This window comes from Ruegeria pomeroyi DSS-3, from assembly GCF_000011965.2.
GTDB lineage: Bacteria > Pseudomonadota > Alphaproteobacteria > Rhodobacterales > Rhodobacteraceae > Ruegeria_B > Ruegeria_B pomeroyi.
In genome coordinates this window covers 2,574,550-2,597,360 of sequence record NC_003911.12, presented here as the reverse complement: position 1 = coordinate 2,597,360, position 22,811 = coordinate 2,574,550, and the positions used below count along the sequence as shown (strand labels likewise).

Sequence of the window (22,811 nt, the reverse complement as noted above, 5' to 3'; positions counted from 1 at the left end):
CAGAAAAGACATCAAGACCGCCCCGTCATCCGGGGCGGTTTTTTTCATCTGCCACGTCGCAAGGCCCGATGGAGGGCGAACCACCGGCGCGTCAGGCCTTTCGCGCGCTTGCCTCGGTTGCCACGCGGGGCACCAGCGCCTTGACCAGATGCGTCATGTCGAGAGTGCCGACCGGCGCGCTGTCCCGTATCACGACATAGCGGTGCGAGGTGTCGCCGCCCGAGCGGGCAATCATGCTTTCCAGCGTATCGTCATAATCGACCTCGCCATGTGCATCGGGCGGCACCGGCTGGCCGTCGAGCGGTGTCATGATCGAGCGCACCCGCAGCACCCGGGCGCGGTTGATGTCGCTGACGAAGTCCTCGATATAGGGATCGTTCGGGTTGAGCAGGATATGCTGCGGCTCGCCCTGCTGGACAACATAGCCATCCTTCAGGATCACCAGATGGTCGGCCAGTTTCAGCGCCTCGTCCAGGTCATGGGTGATGAAGACAATGGTCTTGTGCAGTTCGGTCTGCAACTCCAGCAACAGGTCCTGCATGTCGGTGCGGATCAGCGGATCGAGCGCCGAGAACGCCTCGTCCATCAGCATGATCGGCGAGTTCGAGGTCAGCGCGCGCGCGATCCCGACCCGCTGCTGCATGCCGCCCGACAGCTGGTGCGGATAGTGGTTGCCATAGCCATGCAGCCCCACCCGATCCAGCCATTTGTCGGCCTCGACCAGATAATCCCGCTTGGCCACGCCGCGCACCTTCAGCGTGGTGCCCGCGTTCTCGGCCACGGTCTTGTGCGGCAGCAGGGCGAATTTCTGGAACACCATCGACATGACCTCGCGGCGCAGGTTGCGCAGCTGTTCCTCGTCATAGGCCAGCACGTCCTTGTCATCGACCCGCACCTCGCCCGAGGTGGGCTCGATCAGGCGGTTGAGGTGGCGGATCAGCGTCGACTTGCCCGAGCCCGACAGGCCCATGATCACGGTGATCTCGCCCTCGCGCATGTCGACATTGATGTCGCGCAGCCCCAGAACATGGCGGTGCTGTTTCAGCAGATCGGCCTTGGACATGCCCTCCAGCACATGTTTCAGCGCCGCTTTCGGATCGGCCCCGAAGATCTTGTAGAGGTTGCGGATCGAAACCTTGATATTGTCGCTCATACCCGTGTCCCTCAGTGCTGTTGCGCGGCGTTGACGCGGTTGAGCGCGGCCTTGGTGACCCGGTCCAGGATCACCGCCAGCAGCACGATGCCCAGGCCGGACACAAGGCCGACGCCCAGTTCAAGGTTGCGGATGCCGCGCAGGACCAGAACCCCCAGGCCCGGCGCCGAGACCAACGAGGCGATGACGACCATGGCAAGGCTCATCATGATGGTCTGGTTCACCCCGGCCATGATGTTGGGCAGGGCCAGCGGGATCTGCACGCCAAACAGCTTCTGCCGGTCGGTCATGCCGAAACTGTCGGCGGCCTCGATCACGTCCCTGTCCACCAGCCGGATCCCCAGATCGGTCAGGCGGATGACGGGCACGATGGCGTAAAGGATGATGGCGATGCCGTAGAGCTTTGGCTCGGTCACCGAAAAGAGAAAGATCAGCGGGATCAGATAGACGAACGAGGGCAGGGTCTGCAGCATGTCCAGGATCGGGATGGTCATGCGTTGCAGCCGGTCGTTGCGTGACATGGCGATGCCGATGGGCACCCCGAACAGCACGCAGAGAAAGGCGCAGACAAAGATGATCGCCAGCGTCTGCATGGCGTGGTCATAGTGATCGACAAAGGCCAGGAACATCAGGCAGGCCATGACGAACCCGACCAGGCGCATCGAGCGCGAGGCAAAGAAGACCACCAGCGCCAGCAGCGGCATCATGATCCACCAGGGTGTCGCCTCGAATGTGGCGAGCGCGAATTCCAGCATCCAGCTCAGCGGTTGGGTCAGCGGGTCCAGCACGAAGCGCAATACGCCCTTTGCCGCCAGAAACCCCTCTTCGACCCCCTTGGTCACATCGCGCGATTTGGCAAAGGCGGCGCAGGCCCTGTTCAGCTCGTCAAGCGAGGGAAAGGGCAGGTTGAACAGGCTTGTCTCGGTCTTGCCGCCGGCCTTGGCCAGCAGATCGGCCATCGACAGCGTCGCTTCGCCGGTCTTGCCGGCATCGCACCAATCGCGCAAGCCGAGGCTGTTGAACAGAAAATCATAGGTGGCCATGAGAACGAGCCCCTTTCAAGGTTGTCTCGGACATATCCCGCATGGTGTCGGGTGCGCGTTTGCCGGTGTCTGAACCGCCGGGCCACATGGGGCAGCCCGGCGGCAGGTGCCGCTTACTTGATCAGGGCGGCCAGCTTCTCGCGGGCGGCGTCATTGACCCAGCCTGCCCAGACGTCCGAATTGTTGCTCAGGAAATAGACCGCCGCCTCTTCTGCCGAGGCGCCATTGTCGTCTTTCCAGGCCAGAACGGCGTTCATGACCTCGATGTCAAAGCTGACATTGCGCATCAGGTCGGCCACGTCAGGCGCCCGTTCGGTCAGGGCCGAGGTCGCGACGGTCAGCACCGGCGCCGGCGGAAAGTCGGACACGCCCGGATTGGCATTTTCGGCCGACTGGTTGGCCAGGTGCACATCCATGTCGATATCGCCGATCGAGATCTGGGTCATCGGGTATTTGCCCAGAACCGCGGTGGGCGCCCAGTAATAGCCGAACCAGGGGGTCTTGTCCTCGTAGGCCGCCGCGATCGAGGTGGCCAGCGTTTCACCCGAACCGTGGTCGAAGATTTCCATCTTGTCGCGCATGCCCAGCGCGGTGATCAGGTTGTCGTTGACAATCCGGCAGCCCCAGCCCACCGGGCAGTTGTTGAACCGGCCGCCGACCAGATCGGGGTTGGCCAGGATGCCGGCAACGGTTGTCAGCTCGGGATTCGCCTCGGCCAGATACGTGGGAATCCACCAGCCTTCGAGGCCACCGGGATTGAACACCTCGGCCAGACGCTCGACCTTGCCTTCGGCTTCGAGCTTGAGATAGGCCTCGCCGGCCGAGTTCAGCCAAAGCTCGGTCACGATGTCGGGCTCGCCGTTCTCGGCAAGCGAGGCGACCGAGGTCACGGTGGCCGAGGGCACCAGTTCGACCGTGCAGCCATAGCCCTGTTCCATCAGGAACTTGGCGGTATGGGTGATGATCTGGGACGAGGGCCAGTTCATCTCGGTCAGCGAGACCTCGCCGCATTCGGCCCAAGCCGCCGATGCCGAGGTCATCGCAGCAACAGCGATGACGCTTCTGGCCAAATTCATAGGATTGTTCATGGTCTTCTCCTGTTGGTGATTTTTGTTTTTTTCGTCCCTGGCCTTGTCCAGTTGCGGGTCTTGGGACGCTTACACCCGCATCGAGGCTAGTGAGTGGGGTGCTTCAAGGCAATTTGAAACAACTGAAAGATATTTCAGAATTCTTGAAGCGCCCACTCCGCCCCGGGCGACCGCAGCAGGCGACGCCGCGAGGGTCGGAGGCGAACGGTCCGCTCACCGCAAGATTGCCAGTTCGGTGGCCGCTCGGGTGCTCAGCAGGCGCGCGGTGCCATCGGTCACCACGATGTTCTCTTCGTGCACCATCATCAGGCCGTCGCCATAGCTGAGCGAGGGTTCGATGGTCAGCACCATGTTTTCCTGCAGCACGGTGGTATCGAAGGCCGCGTGCGAGGGTTGTTCGGTCAGCTGCATGCCCAGCCCGTGGCCCAGCCGGCCGATATCGCCGCCGCTGTCATCCAGCTCGGCGATGACCGCGGACATGGCCTGGAACAGGTCGCGGCAGGTGGCGCCGGGGCGGGCGGCGTCGATGCCGGCCTGAGTTGCGCGCCACAGCACGTCATAGGCCCGCCGCGCGGCATCATCGGCCTGCCCAATCGCCCAGTTGCGGTCGAAATCGCAGAAATACCCGTCCCAGGTGCAGCCTGTGTCCAGCATCAGCACATCGCCCGCCCGCAGCGGCTGCTGCGTCGGGGGCGAGATCACATCCGCATAGCCACCCTGATCGGCGGCCCCGACCACATAGGGCGCGTCATCCGCGCCCAGCCCGATGGCGGTGCGGCGGAACTCGCGGAACACGGCGTCCAGCGGCATCCCCTCGGACACGAACTGTGGCACCGCTTCGAACGTGGCCGAGCCGATGGCGCAGATATGCGCCAGCTTCTCGATCTCGGCCGGGGTCTTGACCATGCGCAGCCCCTGCACCAGGCCGGTGGCGTCGGCGATCTCAAGACCGGGCAGGGCGGCCAGCAGGCGTTCCCAATCGCCCAGCGGCATTCTGAGCAGCGTCTCGTGCCCCTTCATCACGCCCAACCGCGCGCCGCGCGCGGCCAGCGGTGACAGCAGCTCGGTCAGCAGGCTGATCCCGTCATCTTCGGGTCGTGGCGCGGGCCAGGTGCGCACATCGTCAAGCCAGCCGCGCCGCATCAGCTCGGCGCCGATCTCGGGGATCACCGCGATCGGTTTGCCGCTGGCGGGCACGAAGAGGAACCAGGGCCGGGTCGGGCTTTGCCAGAACAGCGTGTGAAAACCGCTGAAATAGCGCAGGTCCGGCTCGCTCATCAGCAGCAGGCCGTCCAGCCCCTGGGCGGCCATTCTCTCCTGCGCCCGTGTCGTGCGGGCCTGAAATTCCGCGGGGGTAAATCCGCGCATGGGACTGTCAGCCATGGATAGATCCTCCAACGATGGCCCGGGCGGAAAACTCCGCCATTTCGCCGCGCCAGAACTGGCGGCCAAAACAGAAGGGGCGCCCGGATGCGTCCCGGATCACCTGTGTCAGCTCGATCCCCGACTGGCTTTGTGCCAGTCCCAGCAAATGCGTCTCTTCGGGATGGGCGCCGCGCATCCGGATCACGATATCCCCGGTACGCGCCACCAGGTCGTATTGCGACTCGAGCAGGCGGGTGGTCGATTGATGCAGGTCGTGAGACAGGAAATCGGGGCACCGTCTGGCATCCACATATTCGGTCTCGACAAAGATCGCGTGCCCGTCCTGGCGGAACAGGCGGGTGTATTCATGGATCGCAGCACCCGGTTCCAGCTCCAGCCGCGCCGCCAGGGCGGGATCGGCCTTGCCCTCCTGTGCCCGGATCACCTCGATCCCCAGCGCGGTGCCCCGGCTTTCAGCGTCGGCCACGAAGCTGACCAGGTTCGAGACATCATAGCTGACCCGCTTGGGCGAGACGAAGCGCCCGCGCCGGTCCGCGCTATAGACCAGCCCCTCGGCCTCGAGCGCATCAAGCGCGCGCCGCGCGGTCATCCGGCTGATACCGGTCTCTTCGGCGATGCGCCGTTCCGAAGGCAGGGCGGCATGTTCCGACAGGCTGCCATCGGCGATCCGCCGCTTGATGTCCTGAACGATCTGCTGAAATCGCGGCGTTTCGCGCGATGGTCCTGTCCGGAGCTGATCGGGTGTTGCGTCGTTCATCTGATTCCCGCGGTTTTCATCAAAGGTATTTGGTATATACCAGATCGGGCAAGGAAAATTTTTTCACTTGACTGAATGGGCAGACTCGCCGTTACATCAAGTCAATCTGGTATATACCAGAGACAACCGGTTGAACAGAGGCTGAATACGGCTCTGGCCGGACCTTCGGACAGATGGCACCGAAATCGTGCCGACAGGATCAACCCCGGCGCCGCCGGGACCAACACGGGAGGAAAGACGATGGGACTGTTGTCACAGGAACAAAAGGACGCGTTCTGGCGCGACGGCGTGCTGGTCGTCGAAGATGCGGTTTCTCCAGGTGAACTGGCCGCGCTCAGGGCCGAGTTCGCGGGTTGGGTTGAGGAAAGCCGCGCGCGCACCGAGGATTACGGCGAAACGCTGGACGGTCGGGCGCGGTTCGATCTGCAACCGGGCCACTGCGCCGACAAGCCCGCCCTGCGCCGGGTGCAGTCGCCCGAAGAGGTCTCGGAGGTCTTTGCCGACACCATGCGCAAGGCCCGCACGGTGGACTACTGCGCCGAGCTGATCGGGCCCGGCGTGCGCTTTCATCATGGCAAGGTGAACTCGAAACTGCCGGGATCGGCGACCCAGGTGAAATGGCACCAGGATTTCCCGTTCGAGCCGATGACCAATGACGACATGATCACCTGCCTCTTGTTCATCGACGATGTGACGCTGGAAAACGGTCCGCTTGAGGTGATCCCGGGCAGCCACAAGGGGCCGATCCATTCGCATTGGCACAACGGTGTGTTCACCGGCGCGGTCGATGACGAGATCGTCGAGGCCCAGCGCGACAGGATCGTCAAATGCACCGGCAAGGCGGGGTCCGTCTGCCTGATGCATGCCAGTCTGCTGCATGGCTCGGCGCCGAACCTGTCGGACCAGCCGCGCACGCTCTACATCACCACCTATTATGCCGAGGACGCGATCGAGCTGAGCCCCAACCACCTGCCCAGCCGGTTCACCCATGAACTGGTGCGCGGCGAGGCCTCGGGCCGGGTGCGCTGCACGGCCTATCAGATGGAACTGCCGGCGGTGCCCAAGGGGACGTCCTTCTTTGCCCAGCAAGAGGGGTCGGATGGCGCCGGCGCCGGGGCGATGATGTAGCCATGCAAAACGCCGCGTCCTCCCCTCCGTCGGTCATCGAAACGCTTGCCTTCGAAACCGATGCCGGACTTGGCCAGCGGGCCCGGATCGGCCTGATTGTCCTGCAGACCGATCAGACCATCGAACACGAGTTCGCCCACCTGTTCGGGGGGGAGGGCGTGGCGCTTTATCATGCGCGGATCCCCAACGCGATGGAGGTCTCGCCCGAGACCCTGCGCCAGATGCAGGTCGATCTGCCGCGCACGGCGGCGCTGTTGCCTGCCTCCTTTGACTTTGACGCCATCGGCTATGCCTGCACCTCGGGTGCCACGATGATCGGCGAGGCGCGGGTGGACGAGATGATCCGCGCCGAGCACCCCGGCGCCCGCACCTCGAACCCGATCACCGCCTGCAAGGCGGCGCTGTCGGCGCTGGGTCTACGCCGCATCGCGCTGCTGACACCCTATCCGCCCGAGGTGACGCTGGAAATGCAGGCCAATCTGCGCGCCGCCGGGTTCCAGACCGCCGCTGTCGCCTCGTTCAACCAGTCCGACGATTTCACCGTCGCCCGGATCTCGGCGCAGAGCATCCTTGACGCCGCCGTGACCATCGGCGCGCGTGACGAGGTGGAGGGTGTGTTCGTCTCCTGCACCAGCCTGCGCGCACTCGACGTGATCGCCGAGGCCGAGGCGCGGCTTGGCAAGCCGGTGATCGCCTCGAACCAGGTTCTGGCCTGGCATCTGATGCGGCTGGCGGGCCTTGACGGCGCGCCAGAGGGCGCCGGCCGGCTGTTCGCGGCCGGCTGACCTGCGCCCCCTTCCGAAATTCAAGACAGGATCAACCACATGACAGCTTCGCTTCCCGACAAGGCCCGCGTCGTCATCATCGGCGGCGGCATCATGGGCTGCTCGGTGGCCTATCATCTGGCCAAGAGCGGCTGGAGCGATGTTGTGCTGCTGGAACGCAAGACGCTGACCAGCGGCACCACCTGGCACGCGGCGGGGCTGGTCGGGCAATTGCAGGGCAGTCATGCCACCACCGCCTTTGCCAGTTACGGTGTCGAGCTGTTGCAGGAGATCGAGAGGGAAACCGGCCAGAATCCGGGGTTTCGGCAATCTGGCTCGATCTCGATCGCGGTGAACGAGGAACGCCTGGCCGAGCTGAAACGCAAGGCCGATTTTGCGCGCCTGTTCGGGGTCGAGGCGCATTACATGCAGACCGCCGAGATCGCCGAACGCTGGCCGCTGATGAATGCCGAGGGCGTGCTGGGCGGCATCCACATGCCTTCGGACGGGTCGGCCAACCCGGTCGATCTGACCCAGGCGCTGGCCCGGGGCGCGCGCAAATACGGCGCTACGATCCGCGAGAACGTGAAGGTCGAAAAGGTGCTGACCGCCAATGGTCGCGTGACCGGGGTGCGCAGCGATCACGGCACCATCATGGCCGATTTCGTGGTCAACTGCGGCGGCATGTGGGCGCGTGATCTGGGCCGCCAGAACGGTGTCGGCGTGCCGCTCCATGCCTGCGAGCACTATTATCTGGTCACCGAGCCGATCCTGGACCTGCCTGCCGACTTGCCGGTGCTGCGCTCGTATTGCGATGGCACCTATTGGAAAGAGGATGCGGGCAAGCTGCTGTTCGGTTTCGCCCATTTCCACGCCAAGGCCTGGGCCACCGGCGGCATCCCCGACAGTTTCGAATTCGACAGCCTGCCCTTTGTCGAAGACGACGTGATCGAGGTGCTGGACCTGGCCATGAACCGGGTGCCCATCCTGCAAGAGACCGGCATCCGCACCTTCTTCAACGGCCCGGAAAGCTATTCCCATGATGGCCGCTTCACCCTGGGCGAAGCCCCTGATCTGAAGGGGTATTTCGTGCTGGCAGGGGTCAACTCGACCGGCATCCAGTCAGGGTCGGGCGCGGGCCGGGCGGTGGCCGACTGGATCATGACCGGCCATCCCCCCATGGACCTGTCCGAAATGGACCCGGCCCGGATCGAGGAGTGGCAGGCGCGTGACCCCTATCTGCGCGACCGCTGCCCGGAAACGCTGGTTCTGACCTATGCGATGCACTGGCCCGGACGGCAGCGGCAATCCGCGCGGGGCCTGCGCCGCACGCCTTTCTACCACGTGATGAAGGCGCATGGCGCCGCTTACGGCGAGGTGCAGGGCTGGGAGCGCCCGGGATGGTTTGCCCCCGGTGGCGAAACGCCCGTCTATGACCATTCGTTCTATCGCCCCGGCTGGTTCGACCATGCCCAGGCCGAACAGCGCGCGGTGCGCGGCGCGGCGGGGCTGATCGACTATTCCATGCTGGGCAAGCTGATGGTCGAGGGGCGCGACGCCGAGGCGTTTCTGCAACGCGCCTGCACCAACGACATGGCCCTGCCGGTGGGACGGGTGGCCTATACGCTGATGCTGAACGACCATGGCGGCATCGAAAGCGATGTGACCGTGGCCCGCCATGGCCCCGACAGTTTCATGGTGATGAGTGCGATCTCGCATACTCGGCGCGACCGCGACCACCTGCGCAACCTGATCCGGCCCGACGAGGATGTGCGGCTGCGCGATGCCACCAGCGCCTATGCGGTCCTGTCGCTTTGCGGGCCGAAATCGCGCCAGATTCTGGCCGACGTGGCGGATATCGACCTTTCCGATGCCGCGTTCCCGTTCAACAGCCTCGCCCGGTTCCATATCGGCCATGCCCCTGTCTTTGCCCAGCGGCTGTCCTATACCGGCGATCTGGGGTGGGAGATTTTCGTCACCCCCGATTTCGCCGAACATGTGTTCGACGTGCTGATGGCGAGCGGCGCGCCGCAGGGGTTGCGGCTGGTCGGCGGCGAGGCACTGAACGCGCTGCGGATCGAGGCTGGGTTTGCCCATTGGGGCCATGACATGGCCTATACCGAGGCGCCGCATCAGGTGGGGCTGGGTTTTGTCTGCAAGCCGGACAAGGCGGTCCCCTTTATCGGCCGCGACGCCTGTCTGGCACGCAAGGCCGCTGGCAAGGGTCCGTTCCTCTGCTCGATCCGGCTGACCGAGGGCACGCCGCTGTTGCATCATAACGAACCGGTGCTGCAGGGCGGGGCGGTCGTCGGCTTTGTCACCAGCGGAGCCTTTAGTGCCGCGGCCGGCTCCGCAATTGGCCTGTGCATGGTGTCACCGCCCGAGGGTGGAGGACGGCGCGATCTGGAAACCGGCGCCTATTCGGTGCTGGTCGAAGGGCGGGAGGTTCCAGCCCGCCTTAGCCTGCGCGCCCTCTGGCCCCTGGCCGAAGACGGGTAAGCGGCGGGGCCATGACCTATCAGGATTGTTTCTTCCTGATGTGTCATGGCCGCGGCTTGGGCCTGCCTGTACTTCCGCGCCCGTATCGCGCGCGCGTCGCTTGAGCCGGTGACAGGTGCGATCCTGCCGTTTTGCAGACCGTTCCACCGGTGCAGCTGGCTGTTCCCGGGTCCCGCCGCTTGCCGATCGACGGCCATTCGTTCTGATCCCCTGAGCCGGGTCATGGCGCGTCTGATCTGGCAAAGCTCGACCGGGGGACTTCGGTAGCGGCGCCGGCCCGGGGCAGGGGGCCCGGGCCGGCGTTCTGTTCTAGTCCGCGGCCACCGCGACCTGACGCTGGCTGCCCAGGCCCTGCACAGACAGTTCCATGGTGTCGCCGGGTTTCAGGAAAAGGGGCGGCTTCATTCCCAGCCCGACACCCGAGGGAGTGCCGGTGGCGATGATATCACCCGGCTGCAGCTGCATGAACCGGCTCATGTACGAGACGATCTGGGCAACCGAGAAGATCATGTCGTCGGTATTGGAATCCTGCACCACCTTGCCGTTGAGCGACAGGCGCAGGTCCAGCGCCTGCGGATCGGGCACTTCGTCGGCGGTCACCAGCCAGGGGCCGATGGGGCCAAAGCTGGGCGCCGATTTCCCCTTGATCCACTGGCCGCCCATTTCCGCCTGAAAGGCGCGTTCGGAAACATCGTTGATGGTGCAATAGCCCGCCACGTAATCCAGCGCGTCGGCCTCGTCCACATAAAGCGCGCTGCGGCCGATGATGACGCCCAGCTCCACCTCCCAGTCGGTCTTTACCGAATTGCGTGGGATGATGACCGGATCGTTCGGGCCAGACAGGCAGGACGTGGTCTTGGAAAACAGGATCGGTTCCGACGGCGGGGTCGCGCCGGTTTCGGCGGCATGTTTGGCATAGTTCAACCCGATGCAGAAGAAGTTCGGCACCGATGACAGGCAGGCGCCGATCCGGCCCGGATCCGCGACCAGCGGCAGGGTGGCCGGGTCGATCGCGCGCAGGGCGTCCAATGCCTCGATCGACACTGCGGCGCCGGACAGGTCGGGCACATGGGCCGACAGGTCGCGCACATTGCCATCGGCGTCGAGCATGCCGGTTTTCTCGGCGCCAGCGGGGCCGAAACGGAGGAGCTTCATGTTGGTCAAACCTCTCTGAAATTGGGGGGCTTTCCTGCCTGGTCAGGCAGAGTTTTTCAGTTGCAGTTGTTCGCGCTCGGCGCGTTCGAAATAGGCATGGACGTTGATCCGCAGGTTCTCGAGATGGCTGGACAGCTCCGTCTGGGCCATGGTGGGATCGCGCCGTTCGATCGCATCGACCAGAGCGGCGTGCTGTTGCAGGACGCGGTCCTTGGTGTGGCGGTTTCGGGCCGACTGGAAGCGGGCATACCAGAGCCTGCGAAGATAGCTCATATGGGTGTCGGACAGCGCCTGGTTATGCGAGGCGCGGGTGAGGGCGATATGGAAATCCATGTCCAACTCGAACCGTTCGACCTGGTCGATCCTGTCATATTGGGTCGCCAGCTTGCGTTCCGCCCCGCGGACATGGGCGATATCGATCTTGGTGGCGCGTTCGCAGGCCAGGGTAACCGCCAACATTTCAAGAGCGCTCAGAACCTCGATGAAACTCACCACTTCATTCAGGCTCAGCTGGGTTACGATCGGGCTTCGCGAGGGCCGCAGCTGTACGAGCCCCTCGTTGGCGAGAATGCGAATCGCCTCGCGCATCGGTGTACGGCTGACCCCCATCTCGGCGGCGTTGTCGCGTTCCTTGATGGACGTCCCCGGTACAAGCTTGCCCCGCAGGATATCTCTGCGCAGGCGCAGAGCGATGCTTTCGGCAAGGATTTCTTCAGTCATTGGGACCTCACGGACGCTTTTTCCGGTCATTAGTAGCCCGTTGCCAAGGGATGTTCCACATGAGCGGTGCGATGGGTATTCCAAATTTGGTATACCAAAAAGAAGTTGATTGTCGAGACATTGCTCGCTAGCGTCCTTGCAGATGGTATACCATCTCTGTCAGCGCGCCTTGCGCGGGAACCAGAAACGGCGGCCATAGAACGTCGCCAAGGGAGGAGAATAACCATGAGCCTAAAATTCATCTACGTAGCGGCAGGCGCAGCAGCCCTGGCGGCAACAACTGCGTTGGCCGATCCGGTCACGCTGCGGGTGCAGACGCACTATGCGACCGAGCACCCGACCGGAAAGCAGCTGGCGATCTGGGCTGACGACGTTCAGACCATGTCGGGGGGCGATATCACGATCGAGATGTTCTATTCCTCCTCGGTTGTGGCGACGACGGAAACCTTTGATGCTGCAATCAACGGCATCCTGGATTGCGATGCCACCGGTGGTGCTTATCAGACCGGCAAGAACCCGGCGTTCCAGTTCGTCGGCGATATCATGGGGGGCTACGATACCCCGTGGCAGCAGTATTCGTGGCTCTATTTCGGTGACGGCTATGCCGCCGCTCAAGAGCTGTACAATGCCCAGAACATGCAGTTGATCGGCTGGGCCATCTACGGCCAGGAATCGTTGTCTTCGTCCAAGCCAATCCGCGGCTTCGAAGACCTGAAGGGCTGGAAGTTCCGCTCGCCCCCGGGCATGGAAACCGAGATCTTCGAGAAACTCGGCGCCTCGCCCATCGTCATGGATTTCACCGAAATCTTCACCGCGCTTGAAACCGGGATCATCGACGGCGCCGACGCCTCGGGCCTTTACAACAACGTGGGCCTGGGCCTGTACGACATCGTCAAACACGCCACTTATCCGGGCTTCCACTCGATGCCGTCGGATCACCTGGCCTGCAATCTGGATGTCTGGAACGGCCTGACCGACCAGCAGCGCCGCATCGTTGACACCGCGTGGCAGAAGCTGGGCTTCCAGATCGCCCTGTCCAACGAGCTGAACAACAACGCCGCGGCTGCGAAACTGCGCGCCGAAGGCGTGACGCTGCACAACTGGTCCGCAGAAGACCGTGCAGAGTTCCGCAAGGCCGCTCAGGCCGCCTGGGACGACTGGGGCACCCGTTCGCCCGAGGCCGGCGCCCTTCTGGCGAGCCACAAGTCCTATCTCACACAGCTGGGCCTGCTGAACTGATGCCCAATGGGCGCGGCCTGGAAACGGGCCGCGCCACGCAGGGCAGGGCGGGCCCCGACGTGGCAGTACCTGCCGATTTTCCAAAAAAATCTGACCGGGCAACGGTCTGATGACTCGTGGGGAGTGAGAGATGGAGAAGGAAGGCGTTTGGCTGGGCCGGTTTCGCGCCCCGATATACGTCGCGATGCTGGCCAGTATGGCGGTGACCGGCCTGGTTTTTCTGGGGCTGGTCCTTGGCAGGCTGTTCTTTGAAGATGCCTATGGCATGCACGAGATGATCCGACCCTCGGGGCGTCCGCTGGTCTGGCTGATGCTGCTCAGCCTGGCTATGTCGGTCTTCTGCGCGTCGCTGTACCTGTCCGATATTCGCGGCGCCATCGAGGAAGAGGCCAACGGGTTCTTCGACATCCTGTCGCTTGTGACCTCGCGCGCCGCGATGATCATGATCGCCTTTGTGGTGCTTGTGATGTTCTACGAGGTGGTCTCGCGCTACGTGTTTTCGCGCCCGACGCTTTGGGCCAACGAGCTGTCGCTGTGGATCGCAAGCTTCGTTTTCCTGTTTGCCGGCCAATATGCCATGCAGCAGCGCAGCCATATCCGCATCTACGTGATCTATGACATCATGCCCCGCTGGGCGCAGAAGACATCCGACGTGGTCTCGGTTCTGCTGATCGTTGTCTTCACCTTTGCCCTGGTCTGGGGCAATTACGCCGATGCCGAACGCCGCTTCTTGCGGATGGAGACCTTTGGCACCGCCTGGGACCCGCCCATTCCGGGCATCGTCAAACCGGCGGTTCTGATCATCATCGTGCTGGTGGCCTTGCAGGCTATCTCGAATCTGATCGCCGATTGGCACAAGGCACCCGAACATCACTCGCCTCTCGACGACATCGACGAGACAGAAATCGAACACATCCGCAAGACGCTGGAGAAGTGACATGGAATTCCTGGAACTCTTCGCCTGGATGAAGGTCGGCGATGTAGCCACCATCTCGATCATATTGCTGATCGGCATGTTCATTCTGCTGGCGATCGGCATGCCGCTTGGATTTGCCTCGGCGTTCCTTGCGGTTGCGGTGATCGTGATGAAATTCGGGCCCGAAGCGTCATTCGGGCGTTTCGGCAGCGGACCGTTGTCGGTTCTGGCCCAGGCCGTGTACCGGCAGATGACGAATTACGTGCTGATCTCGGTGCCGCTGTTCATCTTCATGGCCGCGCTGCTGGAACGTTCGGGCATCGCGCGCGACATGTACAGCTCGCTCAACATCTGGCTCAGCCGCACGCGCGGCGGCATTGCCATCGTGACCTCGATCATGGCCGTCATCATGGCCGCCATGTCGGGGATCATCGGCGGCGAAGTCGTGCTTCTTGGCCTGATCGCACTGCCGCAGATGCTGCGGCTGGGCTATAACCAGAACCTCGCCATCGGCACCATCTGCGCCAGTGGCAGCCTTGGCACCATGATCCCGCCCTCGATCGTGCTGATCTTCTACGGGCTGGTGACGGAAACCTCGATCAAGGCGCTGTTCACGGCCTCTTTCCTGCCGGGCTTCATGCTGGCCTCGTTCTTCATCATCTACATCATTGTCCGCACCAACCTGAATCCTTCGCTGGCGCCGCTGCCCGAACCCGATCCCGACGATCCGCCGGGCCGGGTCAAGGCGCTGCTGTTCCTGGCCTTCCTGGCCAAGTTCGCCACCTACGGAGCGCTGTTCTTCGTCGGTCTTCTCCTGCTGATCTCTGCCTTCAGCGGCGGAACGATGTCCGATGACGGGGTCACCACCATGTGGGAGGTGCTGCGGGTCCGGATCGCTAAGCTGCTTGTGGTGGCCGCGATCGGGTTTGTCGTCTCGCGGCTTCTGGGCAAGGAGCGCACCAGCCTCGGCTGGGACATGGGCAAGGGTCTGGTCGCTCCGATCGTTGTCGTGGGCGTGGTGCTGGGCTCGATCTATGGCGGGATCACGGGGATCACCGAGGCGGCCGCCATGGGAACCATCGCGGTTTTCGTGATCGGCCTGATCCGGCGCGAGATGACGGTTGATGTGGTCTGGGACAGCCTGATGCGCACGCTCAAATCCACCGGCACCATCATCTGGGTGACCATTGGCGCGGCATCGCTGGCGGCGGCCTATACGCTGGCGGGCGGGCCGACCTTTGTCGCCAATCTGATCGTGACCTCGGAACTGCCCACGATGGGGGTGATCCTGGTGATGATGGTGATCTTCCTCATCATGGGCATGTTCATGGACTGGGTCGGCATCGTGCTGCTGATCATGCCGGTCTTCCTGCCGATCGTGCTGAAACTCCCGGTCGCGGAAATCGGCTTCCTGGGAGAGTTGGAACCGCGCCATGTGGCGATCTGGTTCGGCGTGGTCTTCTGCATGAACATGCAGGTCAGTTTCCTGTCCCCGCCCTTTGGACCGGCGGCGTTCTATTTAAAATCGGTGGCTCCGCCGCATATCTCGCTGACCGCGATCTTCCGGGGGTTCCTGCCGTTTATCATGTTGCAGCTCTGCGCGCTGGCGGTTCTGCTGATCTGGCCGAACATCGTCACGCTGTTCCTTTGACGTCTTTGCAGGGGCCGGAGCGCATTGCTTCGGCCCCTCTACCATCACCGCCGTTCGAGCTTCGCCGCTCTCCAACGCGAAAGCCGCCCCATGCGCACAGTCCGCTTGTCCGACGCCGACAATGTTGTCACCGCCATCGCCCAGCTTGCCCCGGGAGAGGACGGCGCGGCAGAGCTGATCCCGCGCGGTCACAAGATGGCGGCAAGGGCCATCGCCAGAGGAGAGGCGGTGCTGAAATACGCGCAGGTCATCGGCTACGCGGCCGGGGATATCGGGCCGGGCGCGCATGTGCATACCCATAACCTCGAGTTCCGGAACGTCGAGGCGGAATACGAGTTCTCGACCAACCTGCGCCCGGTGGCGCCGGTGGCCACGCTCGACAGTTTCATGGGCTACGTCCGCCCCTCGGGCCGGGTGGGTACACGCAACTATATCGCGGTCCTGACCAGCGTGAACTGTTCGGCCACAGCCGCGCGGATGATCGCAGGCCATTTCACGCCCGACAGGCTGGCCGCGTATCCAAATGTCGATGGGGTCGTCGCCTTTGTGCACGGCACCGGTTGCGGCATGGCGGGGCAGGGCAGCGAAGGCTTCGAGGCGCTTCAGCGTGTCATGTGGGGCTATGCGCGCAACCCCAACATCGGCGGCGTTCTGATGGCGGGTCTGGGCTGCGAGATGATGCAGATCGACTGGCTGATCGAGGCCTATGGCCTGAGCCCGGGGCCGCTGTTCCAGGCCATGAACATCCAGGACATGGGCGGGCTGCGCAAGACCGTGGACAAGGGGATCGAGAAGATCGAGACCATGCTGCCGCTGGTCAATCAGGCCCGCCGCACCCCATGCCCGGCCTCCGAGCTGATGGTCGCCCTGCAATGCGGCGGCTCCGATGCCTGGTCCGGCGTGACGGCCAATCCCGCCGTGGGCCATGCCTGCGATCTGCTGGTCGCCCAGGGCGGCACCGGGGTGCTTGCCGAAACGCCCGAGATCTACGGCGCCGAACACCTGCTGACCGCCCGCGCCGCCGACCGCGCAACCGGGGACAAGCTGGTGGACCTGATCCGCTGGTGGGAGGATTACACCGCACGCAACAAGGGTTCGATGGACAACAACCCAAGCCCGGGCAACAAGAAGGGCGGCCTGACCACGATCCTTGAAAAGAGCCTTGGCGCGGTCGCCAAGGGCGGCACCACGCCGCTGAATGGTGTCTACCGCTATGCCGAGCCGGTGACGGCCCGTGGCTTCACCTTCATGGACAGCCCCGGCTATGATCCGGCTTCGGTCACCGGACAGATCGCCTCGGGCTGCACCCTGGTGGTGTTCACCACCGGGCGCGGATCGGCCTTCGGGTCCAAGCCCTCGCCGACGATCAAAGTGGCCACGAACTCCGAGATGTATACCCGCATGAGCGGTGACATGGATGTCGATGCAGGCCGCATCCTGTCGGGCGGCGCCACGGTGGAACAGGTGGGCCGCGAGATCTATGAGATGTGGTTGCGCGTGGCCTCGGGCGAGCAGAGCAAGTCCGAGGCGCAGGGGCTGGGTGATTTCGAGTTCGTGCCCTGGCAGATCGGGGCGGTGATGTGAGTGCGCCGCTGCCCCTTTGCGTGATCGGTGCCGGGTGTGTCGGCATGCGTCATGTCGAGGTGGCGCGGCGGTCGCCCCAAATTCGCCTGACCGCTGTGGTCGAGCCCGTCGAAACCCGCCGCCGCGCCCTGGCCGAAAGCGGCCTTGTCGCGGTTGCCACGCTGGAGGAGGTGCCGCGGGAAACCCGGGCGGCAATCGTTGCCACGCCCACGCCGGACCACCTTGCAACCGGGCTGGCCGCGCTGAGCCGGGGCTGGGCGGTTCTGGTCGAAAAGCCGACGGCGGGCACGATGGACGATGCCCGCGTGCTGCTGGGTGCGGCTGATCGCGCCGGTCTGCCGCTTTATGTGGGGCACCATCGCCGCTGCCATCCGTTTTCCCGCGCCGCGCGCGAGGCGCTGGGCGGGATCGGCGATCTCGTCGGCCTGCAGGGCCTGTGGTCCCTGCGCAAGCACGACAGCTATTATGCCGAGGACTGGCGGCGGCAGGCCGGGGCGGGGCCGCTGATGACCAATCTCAGCCACGAGATCGACCTTTTGCGTTTTCTGGTGGGCGACATGGTCGAGGTCTCAGCGCTGACCTCCTCTGCCCGGCGCGGTCTGGTGGTTCCCGATACCGCCGCGCTTGCGTTTCGCTTTGCCGATGGGGCGCTGGGGTCGTTTCTGATCTCTGACGCGGGCGCCTCGCCCTGGTCGTTCGAGGCCGCCTGTGCCGAGAACCCCGCCATCGCGGTCTCCGGGCAGGATTACATCCGCATTACCGGCACAGCGGGCGCGCTGGAGTTTCCGTCGCTCACCCGTTGGGGCCGCTCGGCCCCCGGCGAGATCGAATGGTCCAAACCGCTGGCCCGCGCGGCCGGGGCCGGGTTTGCCAGGGTCGATCCGCTGCTGGAACAGATCAACCGCTTTGCCGCTGTCCTGGAGGGCGCGCAGGATGATGTCCTGTGCACCGGTACCGATGGGAACGCGGCCCTGGAAATGACACTGGCCGCGGCCCTGTCGGGCAAGCTTGGACGGCCGGTGAGGGCGCATGAGGTGCCCGGCGACTACTCTGGCATATGAAGGAGAACAACATGGACAAGGCACATATCGGGTTCATCGGTCTCGGGCTGATGGGGGCGGCCATGGTGGAATGCCTACAAAAGGCAGGCCATGCCGTGACCGTTCTGGGCAATCGCGACCGCACCGGGGTAGAGGCGGCCCTTGCGCGGGGCGCTACCGAGGCGGCCCATGCCCGCGCCGTGGCAGAGGCGAGTGATATCGTCATGTTGTGCATGGGCACCTCGGCCCAGGTCGAAAGCCGCATCTACGGGGATGACGGCGTTCTGGCGGGCACGCGAGAGGGGCAGGTGGTGATCGACTTCGGCACCTCTCTGCCCGCATCGACCCGGCGGATCGGCGGCGATCTTGCCGGCAAGGGCGCAACCTATCTCGACGCGCCGCTGGGGCGCACGCCGGCCCATGCCAGGGACGGGCTTCTCAACATCATGTGTTCGGGTGACAAGGCGACGTTCGACCGGGTGAAACCGGTGCTTCATACGCTGGGCGAAAACGTCTTCCATCTTGGTGCGCTTGGCAATGGGCACACGATCAAGCTCATCAACAACTGCTATTCCATGACCACCGCCTGCGCCATGGCCGAAGCATTCGCGATCGCGGATGCCACCGGGATCGAACGGCAGGCGCTTTACAATGTCATGGCCGCCGGGCCGAACCATTCCGGCATGATGGATTTCATCAATGCCTATGCCAACGGTGGCAGGATCGACCTGGCCTTCACGGTCGCAAACGCCGCCAAGGATGTCGGCTATTACCGGCAAATGGCGACGGAGATGGGGCTTTTCAGTCGCATGTCGATCGCCGCTGATGCCACCCTGCGCGAAGCCCGTGACGGTGGCGACGGCGGCCTGATGGTGCCGCAGATGATCGACTGGATGGTGCGCCACCTTGGAGAGGAAAAGAAATGAGACTGACAGGCAAGACGGCCTTTGTCACCGCTGCGGGTCAGGGGATCGGTCGGGCCTCGGCCCAGGCCCTGGTGCGCGAGGGGGCACGGGTGATCGCCACCGACCGGAACGGCGACCTGCTCGATGGGCTCGATGTGTCCCGCGCCTTTGCGCTGGACGCGCTGGACAAGGCGGCGCTGCAACAGGCGGTGACCGAGGCTGCGCCCGATATCCTTGTCAACTGCACCGGGGTGGTGCATTCGGGCAGCCCGCTCGAGGCCACGGACGACGATTTCGACGCTGCCATGAACCTGAACGTGCGGGCGCATTTTCATGCGATACAGGCGGCGCTGCCGGCCATGCTGGACCGCCGCCGGGGTGCCATCGTCGGCATCGCCTCGGTCGCGTCGCATCTGCGCGGCCTGCCCAACCGTTTTATCTATGGCACCTCCAAGGCCGCACTGGTCGGCCTGACCAAGGCGGTCGCGGCGGAATATGTCGCGCAGGGCATCCGCTGCAACTGCATCGCACCGGGCACGGTCGACAGCCCCTCGCTGCATGACCGCCTGCACGCCACCGGCAATTATGAACAGGCGATGACGCAATTCGTTGCCCGCCAACCCATGGGTCGCCTGGGCGAGGCGGACGAGATCGCCGCGCTTGTCGTCTATCTGGCCTCTGACGAGAGCGCCTATATGACCGGGCAATGCCTGGCCATCGACGGCGGCATGACGGTATGAGGCGCGGTTGATCGAGCCACGCGAAGACCGCGTTGCCGCGGGTGTTGTGCTGATGTCGCTGGCGGCGGTGCTGTTTACCTGCATCGACACCTCGGCCAAGTGGCTGGCGGGGGCAGGGGTGCCGGTGCTTCAGATCGTCTTTGCGCGCTATCTGGGCCATTTCCTGTATGGGCTGGCCTATTACCTGCCGACCGAGGGAACGGCCACCTTCCGCTCGCAGGCGCCGGGGCGGCAAATCCTGCGCTCGTTCTTTCTGCTGGGCAGTACCGTCCTGAACTTTCAGGCCCTGAAATACCTGCCGATAACGGTGACCGCGACCATCGCCTTTGCCGGGCCGATCGTGATCACCCTGCTGGCCATACCGATCCTGGGCGAACGTGTCGGCATCCGCCGGATCGTTGCCGTCTGCACCGGGTTCCTTGGTGTGCTGATCGTGGTTCAGCCCTGGTCGGCCGCGTTCCACCCGGCCATGTTCTACAGCCTGGGAGGGCTGGGGATGGCCTCGATGTATTTCGTCATGACCCGTCTGCTGACCGGGATCGAAAGCACCGCAACCCAGCAGATCTGGGCCAGCGGGCTGGCCACGCTGGTGCTGGCACCGTTTGCGCTGAGGGTCGCGATCTGGCCGGAAGCCGGGCTGGACTGGCTGGTTCTCTGCACCATCGGAGCCTTCGGGCTGTGCGGCCATGTTGCGGCGACCACCGCGCATCGCTGGGCCGATGCCTCGATCCTTGCGCCGCTGATCTACAGCCAGATTTTCTGGGCGGCGCTGGCCGGCGTGATCGTGTTCAATACCTGGCCCACGGTCTGGACCCTGGGTGGCGGCGCGATCATCATCGCCTCGGGCCTGTATATCTGGCACCGCGAAAGCGCCGGCGGGCGGCACAGGACGTGATCTAGCGATCGAACGCGTCGAATACGGCCTGCATCCGCCCGGCTTGCGCGACCTGCCCGGTAAACAGCTCGAACGCCCGGACGGCCTGATAGACCGCCATCGCGCGCCCGTTCGTCACCCGGCACCCGCGCGCCCGCGCCGCCCGCAAAAAGGCGGTTTCCAGCGGGAAGTAGATGATATCGACCACCCATTGCGCAGGCGCCAGCAGGGCAGGATCCATCGGCATCCCGGGCAGTTTGGCCATGCCCACGGGGGTCGCGTTCACCACCCCGTCGGCCATGTTCGGGGTGATCTCGGAGCCGGCCAGCGCGCCGGCCCCGGTGGCAGCCGCCAGCGCCAGCGCCCGGGGCATGTCGCGATCCGTGATCAGCAACTGCCCCACCCCCAGCGAGGTCAGCGCATGGGCCACCGCCGATCCGGCGCCGCCAGCACCGATCAGCAACACCCGGTCCAGCCGGATATCGGGCATGGTCTTGCGCATCGCTTCGGCAAAGCCCCAGGCGTCGCTATTGTGCCCGAACCGCTGGCCGTCGCGGAACACCACCGTGTTCGCAGCCCCGATCGCCGCGGCGGCAGGCGACAGGTGATGCAGATGCGACAGCACCTCCTGCTTGTAGGGATAGGTGATGTTCAGACCCGCGTAGCCTTCGGTTTCGGCGCGGTCCAGCAGGCTGGTCAGCGGCGGCGGCGTCTCCATCCGGTCGGGGTCGATCAGGTCATAGCGGGTGGCGATCCCCTGCGCGCGGCCCTCGGCCATATGCATGGCCGGGGTCCGGGACAGGGCGATGCCCGTGCCGATCAACCCCAGCCTCAGCTCTGCTCGGGTCATCGGCGGGGCCTAGCTGTCGGCAAAGGTCAGGTGAACCTTGACCGCGCGGCTGCGGTCTGCGGCCATCCGAAACGCCTCTTCCGCCTGTTCCAGCGGGAAGCTGCCCGAAATCATCGCCCGCAGGTCGATGCGCCGGGAGGAGATGAGCCGCACCGCCTCGGCAAACTCTTCGGCCCGGAACCGCTGGGTGCCCTGAAGGCACAGTTCCTTGCCGACGATCAGGTTGACGGGCAGCGGCACGTCGCCGGTAACCCCCACCTGCACATAGGTGCCCTGAGGGCGCAGGGCGGCAATGGCGGAATGTATGGCCGGTGCGGCGGCAGAGCATTCGAAGACCAGATCGAAATGGCCCTTGTCGACCGCATAGGCGGCCATCGCCTCGACCTCGCGCGCGATATTTACCGTGCGGGTGGCGCCCATCCGGCGGGCTACCTCCAGCGGGGCGTCCTGAAGGTCGGTCACCACAATTTCCGCGGCTCCGGCCTCGGCGGCGACGGCGGCGCAGAGCACCCCGATGGGCCCCGATCCGGTGACCAGAACGCGCTTGCCCCTGACCTCTCCGGCCATGTGACGGGCATGCAGGCACACCGCCAGAGGCTCGGCGCAGGCCCCTTCGGAGATCGTGACATGATCGGACAGCTTGTGGCATTGCGCGGCATCGGTCAGCAGCTTGTCGCGAAACAGGCCCTGTTCATGGGGAAAGCGCATGGCAGAGCCGTAGAACCGCATGTTGAGGCAATGGGTCGTCAGCCCCTCGACGCAATAGCTGCACGTGCCGCAGGGGCGGCTGGGGTTGACGGCCACGCGGTCGCCCACCGCCAGACCGGTCACGCCCGGGCCAAGGGCGGCGACCACGCCCGCGCCCTCGTGGCCGAGGATCATCGGTTCGCGCACCCGGATCGGGCCAAAGCCGCCGTCGTGGTAATAATGCAGGTCCGAGCCGCAGATGCCTGCCGCCGCCATGGCGACGATCACCTGGGCGGGGCCGGGCTCGGGCAGGGGATCGGTTTCGACCCGGATATCTCGGGCGGCATGGATGCGGCAGACGCGGGTGTGCATGGGCAGGCTCCTGTCAAAGGATCGTTCGGATCCGTTGGATTGGGTCGACACTGTTTTCCGTGGAAGTGGCATGGGAAAAGCGGACATGACCTTCGCCCCGGAAGCCAACGGACGTGCCCGTCAGGCTGGCCACACGGGCCTGGTCGGGAAACCGGTTCAGCGCCTGCGCGCCGGCGAGGATACCAAAGGCCGGCTCTGCCCGCAGGGGGGGCTGGCTGTCGGCGAAGATCATGCTGGTCATGGACCGAAATCCCTGAAGA

21 protein-coding genes are annotated in these 22,811 nt (G+C 64.6%); 11 read left to right on the top strand and 10 right to left on the bottom strand.

The genetic code is table 11. The annotated features are described in order from the left end of the window. Positions 1-91: 91 nt before the first annotated feature. From SPO_RS12410 to SPO_RS12390, 5 genes are all read right to left on the bottom strand, one after another. Positions 92-1,153 carry a quaternary amine ABC transporter ATP-binding protein gene (locus tag SPO_RS12410; protein WP_011048152.1) on the bottom strand — a complete coding sequence of 354 codons (1,062 nt, stop codon included), beginning with the start codon at positions 1,151-1,153 and terminating at the stop codon, positions 92-94. 11 nt (positions 1,154-1,164) lie between these two features. Then, on the bottom strand, positions 1,165-2,196 hold the full coding sequence (locus SPO_RS12405; protein WP_011048151.1) for an ABC transporter permease: 1,032 nt from the start codon (positions 2,194-2,196) through the stop codon (positions 1,165-1,167). Positions 2,197-2,309: 113 nt separating this feature from the next. Further along, positions 2,310-3,236 (bottom strand): ABC transporter substrate-binding protein, encoded by a 927-nt coding sequence (locus SPO_RS12400; protein ID WP_144084001.1) that lies wholly within the window; start codon positions 3,234-3,236, stop codon positions 2,310-2,312. Positions 3,237-3,497: 261 nt separating this feature from the next. Next, a complete protein-coding gene (locus SPO_RS12395; protein ID WP_044028412.1) occupies positions 3,498-4,667 on the bottom strand; it encodes a M24 family metallopeptidase in 1,170 nt (389 codons plus the stop codon). Then, positions 4,660-5,427, bottom strand: coding sequence for a GntR family transcriptional regulator (locus tag SPO_RS12390; RefSeq protein WP_011048148.1), 768 nt, complete (start codon positions 5,425-5,427; stop codon positions 4,660-4,662). Before SPO_RS12390 ends, SPO_RS12395 begins: the two co-directional genes overlap by 8 nt. Positions 5,428-5,667: 240 nt before the next feature. On the opposite strand from SPO_RS12390, the gene SPO_RS12385 reads away from it, so the two are divergent. Genes SPO_RS12385 through SPO_RS12375 form a run of 3 tightly spaced genes read left to right on the top strand, consistent with a single transcriptional unit; the run spans position 5,668 to position 9,818 of the window. Further along, on the top strand, positions 5,668-6,555 hold the full coding sequence (locus SPO_RS12385; protein ID WP_011048147.1) for a phytanoyl-CoA dioxygenase family protein: 888 nt from the start codon (positions 5,668-5,670) through the stop codon (positions 6,553-6,555). A gap of 2 nt (positions 6,556-6,557) precedes the next feature. Beyond that, the gene (locus SPO_RS12380; protein WP_011048146.1) at positions 6,558-7,340 is read left to right on the top strand and encodes a maleate cis-trans isomerase family protein; all 783 of its coding nucleotides are present in this window, start codon (positions 6,558-6,560) and stop codon (positions 7,338-7,340) included. A 39-nt stretch (positions 7,341-7,379) separates the two neighbouring features. After that, entirely contained in the window at positions 7,380-9,818 is a 2,439-nt protein-coding gene (locus SPO_RS12375) for a GcvT family protein (RefSeq protein ID WP_011048145.1), read from the top strand. Positions 9,819-10,127: 309 nt separating this feature from the next. Here SPO_RS12375 and SPO_RS12370 read toward each other — a convergent pair whose 3' ends face one another. Then, positions 10,128-10,973, bottom strand: a complete 846-nt coding sequence (locus SPO_RS12370) for a fumarylacetoacetate hydrolase family protein (RefSeq protein WP_011048144.1) — start codon at positions 10,971-10,973, stop codon at positions 10,128-10,130. Between the two features lie 42 nt (positions 10,974-11,015). Continuing rightward, positions 11,016-11,693 carry a GntR family transcriptional regulator gene (locus SPO_RS12365; RefSeq protein ID WP_044028410.1) on the bottom strand — a complete coding sequence of 226 codons (678 nt, stop codon included), beginning with the start codon at positions 11,691-11,693 and terminating at the stop codon, positions 11,016-11,018. A gap of 225 nt (positions 11,694-11,918) precedes the next feature. Here SPO_RS12365 and SPO_RS12360 point away from each other — a divergent pair, with 225 nt between their 5' ends. The 8 genes from SPO_RS12360 (at position 11,919) to SPO_RS12325 (ending at position 20,663) form a co-directional block, all read left to right on the top strand. After that, positions 11,919-12,932, top strand: a complete 1,014-nt coding sequence (locus SPO_RS12360; protein WP_044028408.1) for a TRAP transporter substrate-binding protein — start codon at positions 11,919-11,921, stop codon at positions 12,930-12,932. Between the two features lie 130 nt (positions 12,933-13,062). Continuing rightward, entirely contained in the window at positions 13,063-13,869 is an 807-nt protein-coding gene (locus SPO_RS12355) for a TRAP transporter small permease subunit (protein WP_044028406.1), read from the top strand. A gap of 1 nt (position 13,870) precedes the next feature. Next, on the top strand, positions 13,871-15,499 hold the full coding sequence (locus SPO_RS12350) for a TRAP transporter large permease (protein ID WP_011048140.1): 1,629 nt from the start codon (positions 13,871-13,873) through the stop codon (positions 15,497-15,499). Between the two features lie 90 nt (positions 15,500-15,589). Beyond that, complete coding sequence (locus SPO_RS12345) at positions 15,590-17,083, top strand: UxaA family hydrolase (protein ID WP_011048139.1); 1,494 nt, start codon at positions 15,590-15,592, stop codon at positions 17,081-17,083. 44 nt (positions 17,084-17,127) lie between these two features. Beyond that, on the top strand, positions 17,128-18,144 hold the full coding sequence (locus SPO_RS12340; protein WP_144084000.1) for a Gfo/Idh/MocA family protein: 1,017 nt from the start codon (positions 17,128-17,130) through the stop codon (positions 18,142-18,144). Positions 18,145-18,155: 11 nt separating this feature from the next. Continuing rightward, positions 18,156-19,049, top strand: coding sequence for an NAD(P)-dependent oxidoreductase (locus SPO_RS12335; RefSeq protein ID WP_044029257.1), 894 nt, complete (start codon positions 18,156-18,158; stop codon positions 19,047-19,049). Next, positions 19,046-19,768, top strand: coding sequence for an SDR family oxidoreductase (locus tag SPO_RS12330; protein ID WP_011048136.1), 723 nt, complete (start codon positions 19,046-19,048; stop codon positions 19,766-19,768). The genes SPO_RS12335 and SPO_RS12330 overlap by 4 nt, the downstream gene beginning before the upstream one ends. Positions 19,769-19,775: 7 nt before the next feature. Beyond that, on the top strand, positions 19,776-20,663 hold the full coding sequence (locus tag SPO_RS12325) for a DMT family transporter (RefSeq protein ID WP_011048135.1): 888 nt from the start codon (positions 19,776-19,778) through the stop codon (positions 20,661-20,663). 1 nt (position 20,664) lies between these two features. Here the strand turns inward: SPO_RS12325 and SPO_RS12320 are convergent, their stop codons facing one another. The 3 genes from SPO_RS12320 to SPO_RS12310 are packed head-to-tail and all read right to left on the bottom strand — an operon-like array spanning position 20,665 to position 22,792. Beyond that, on the bottom strand, positions 20,665-21,492 hold the full coding sequence (locus tag SPO_RS12320) for a shikimate dehydrogenase (RefSeq protein ID WP_011048134.1): 828 nt from the start codon (positions 21,490-21,492) through the stop codon (positions 20,665-20,667). Positions 21,493-21,501: 9 nt separating this feature from the next. Further along, positions 21,502-22,551 (bottom strand): L-idonate 5-dehydrogenase, encoded by a 1,050-nt coding sequence (locus tag SPO_RS12315; protein WP_011048133.1) that lies wholly within the window; start codon positions 22,549-22,551, stop codon positions 21,502-21,504. 13 nt (positions 22,552-22,564) lie between these two features. Further along, on the bottom strand, positions 22,565-22,792 hold the full coding sequence (locus SPO_RS12310; protein WP_044028404.1) for a hypothetical protein: 228 nt from the start codon (positions 22,790-22,792) through the stop codon (positions 22,565-22,567). Positions 22,793-22,811 lie beyond the last annotated feature (19 nt).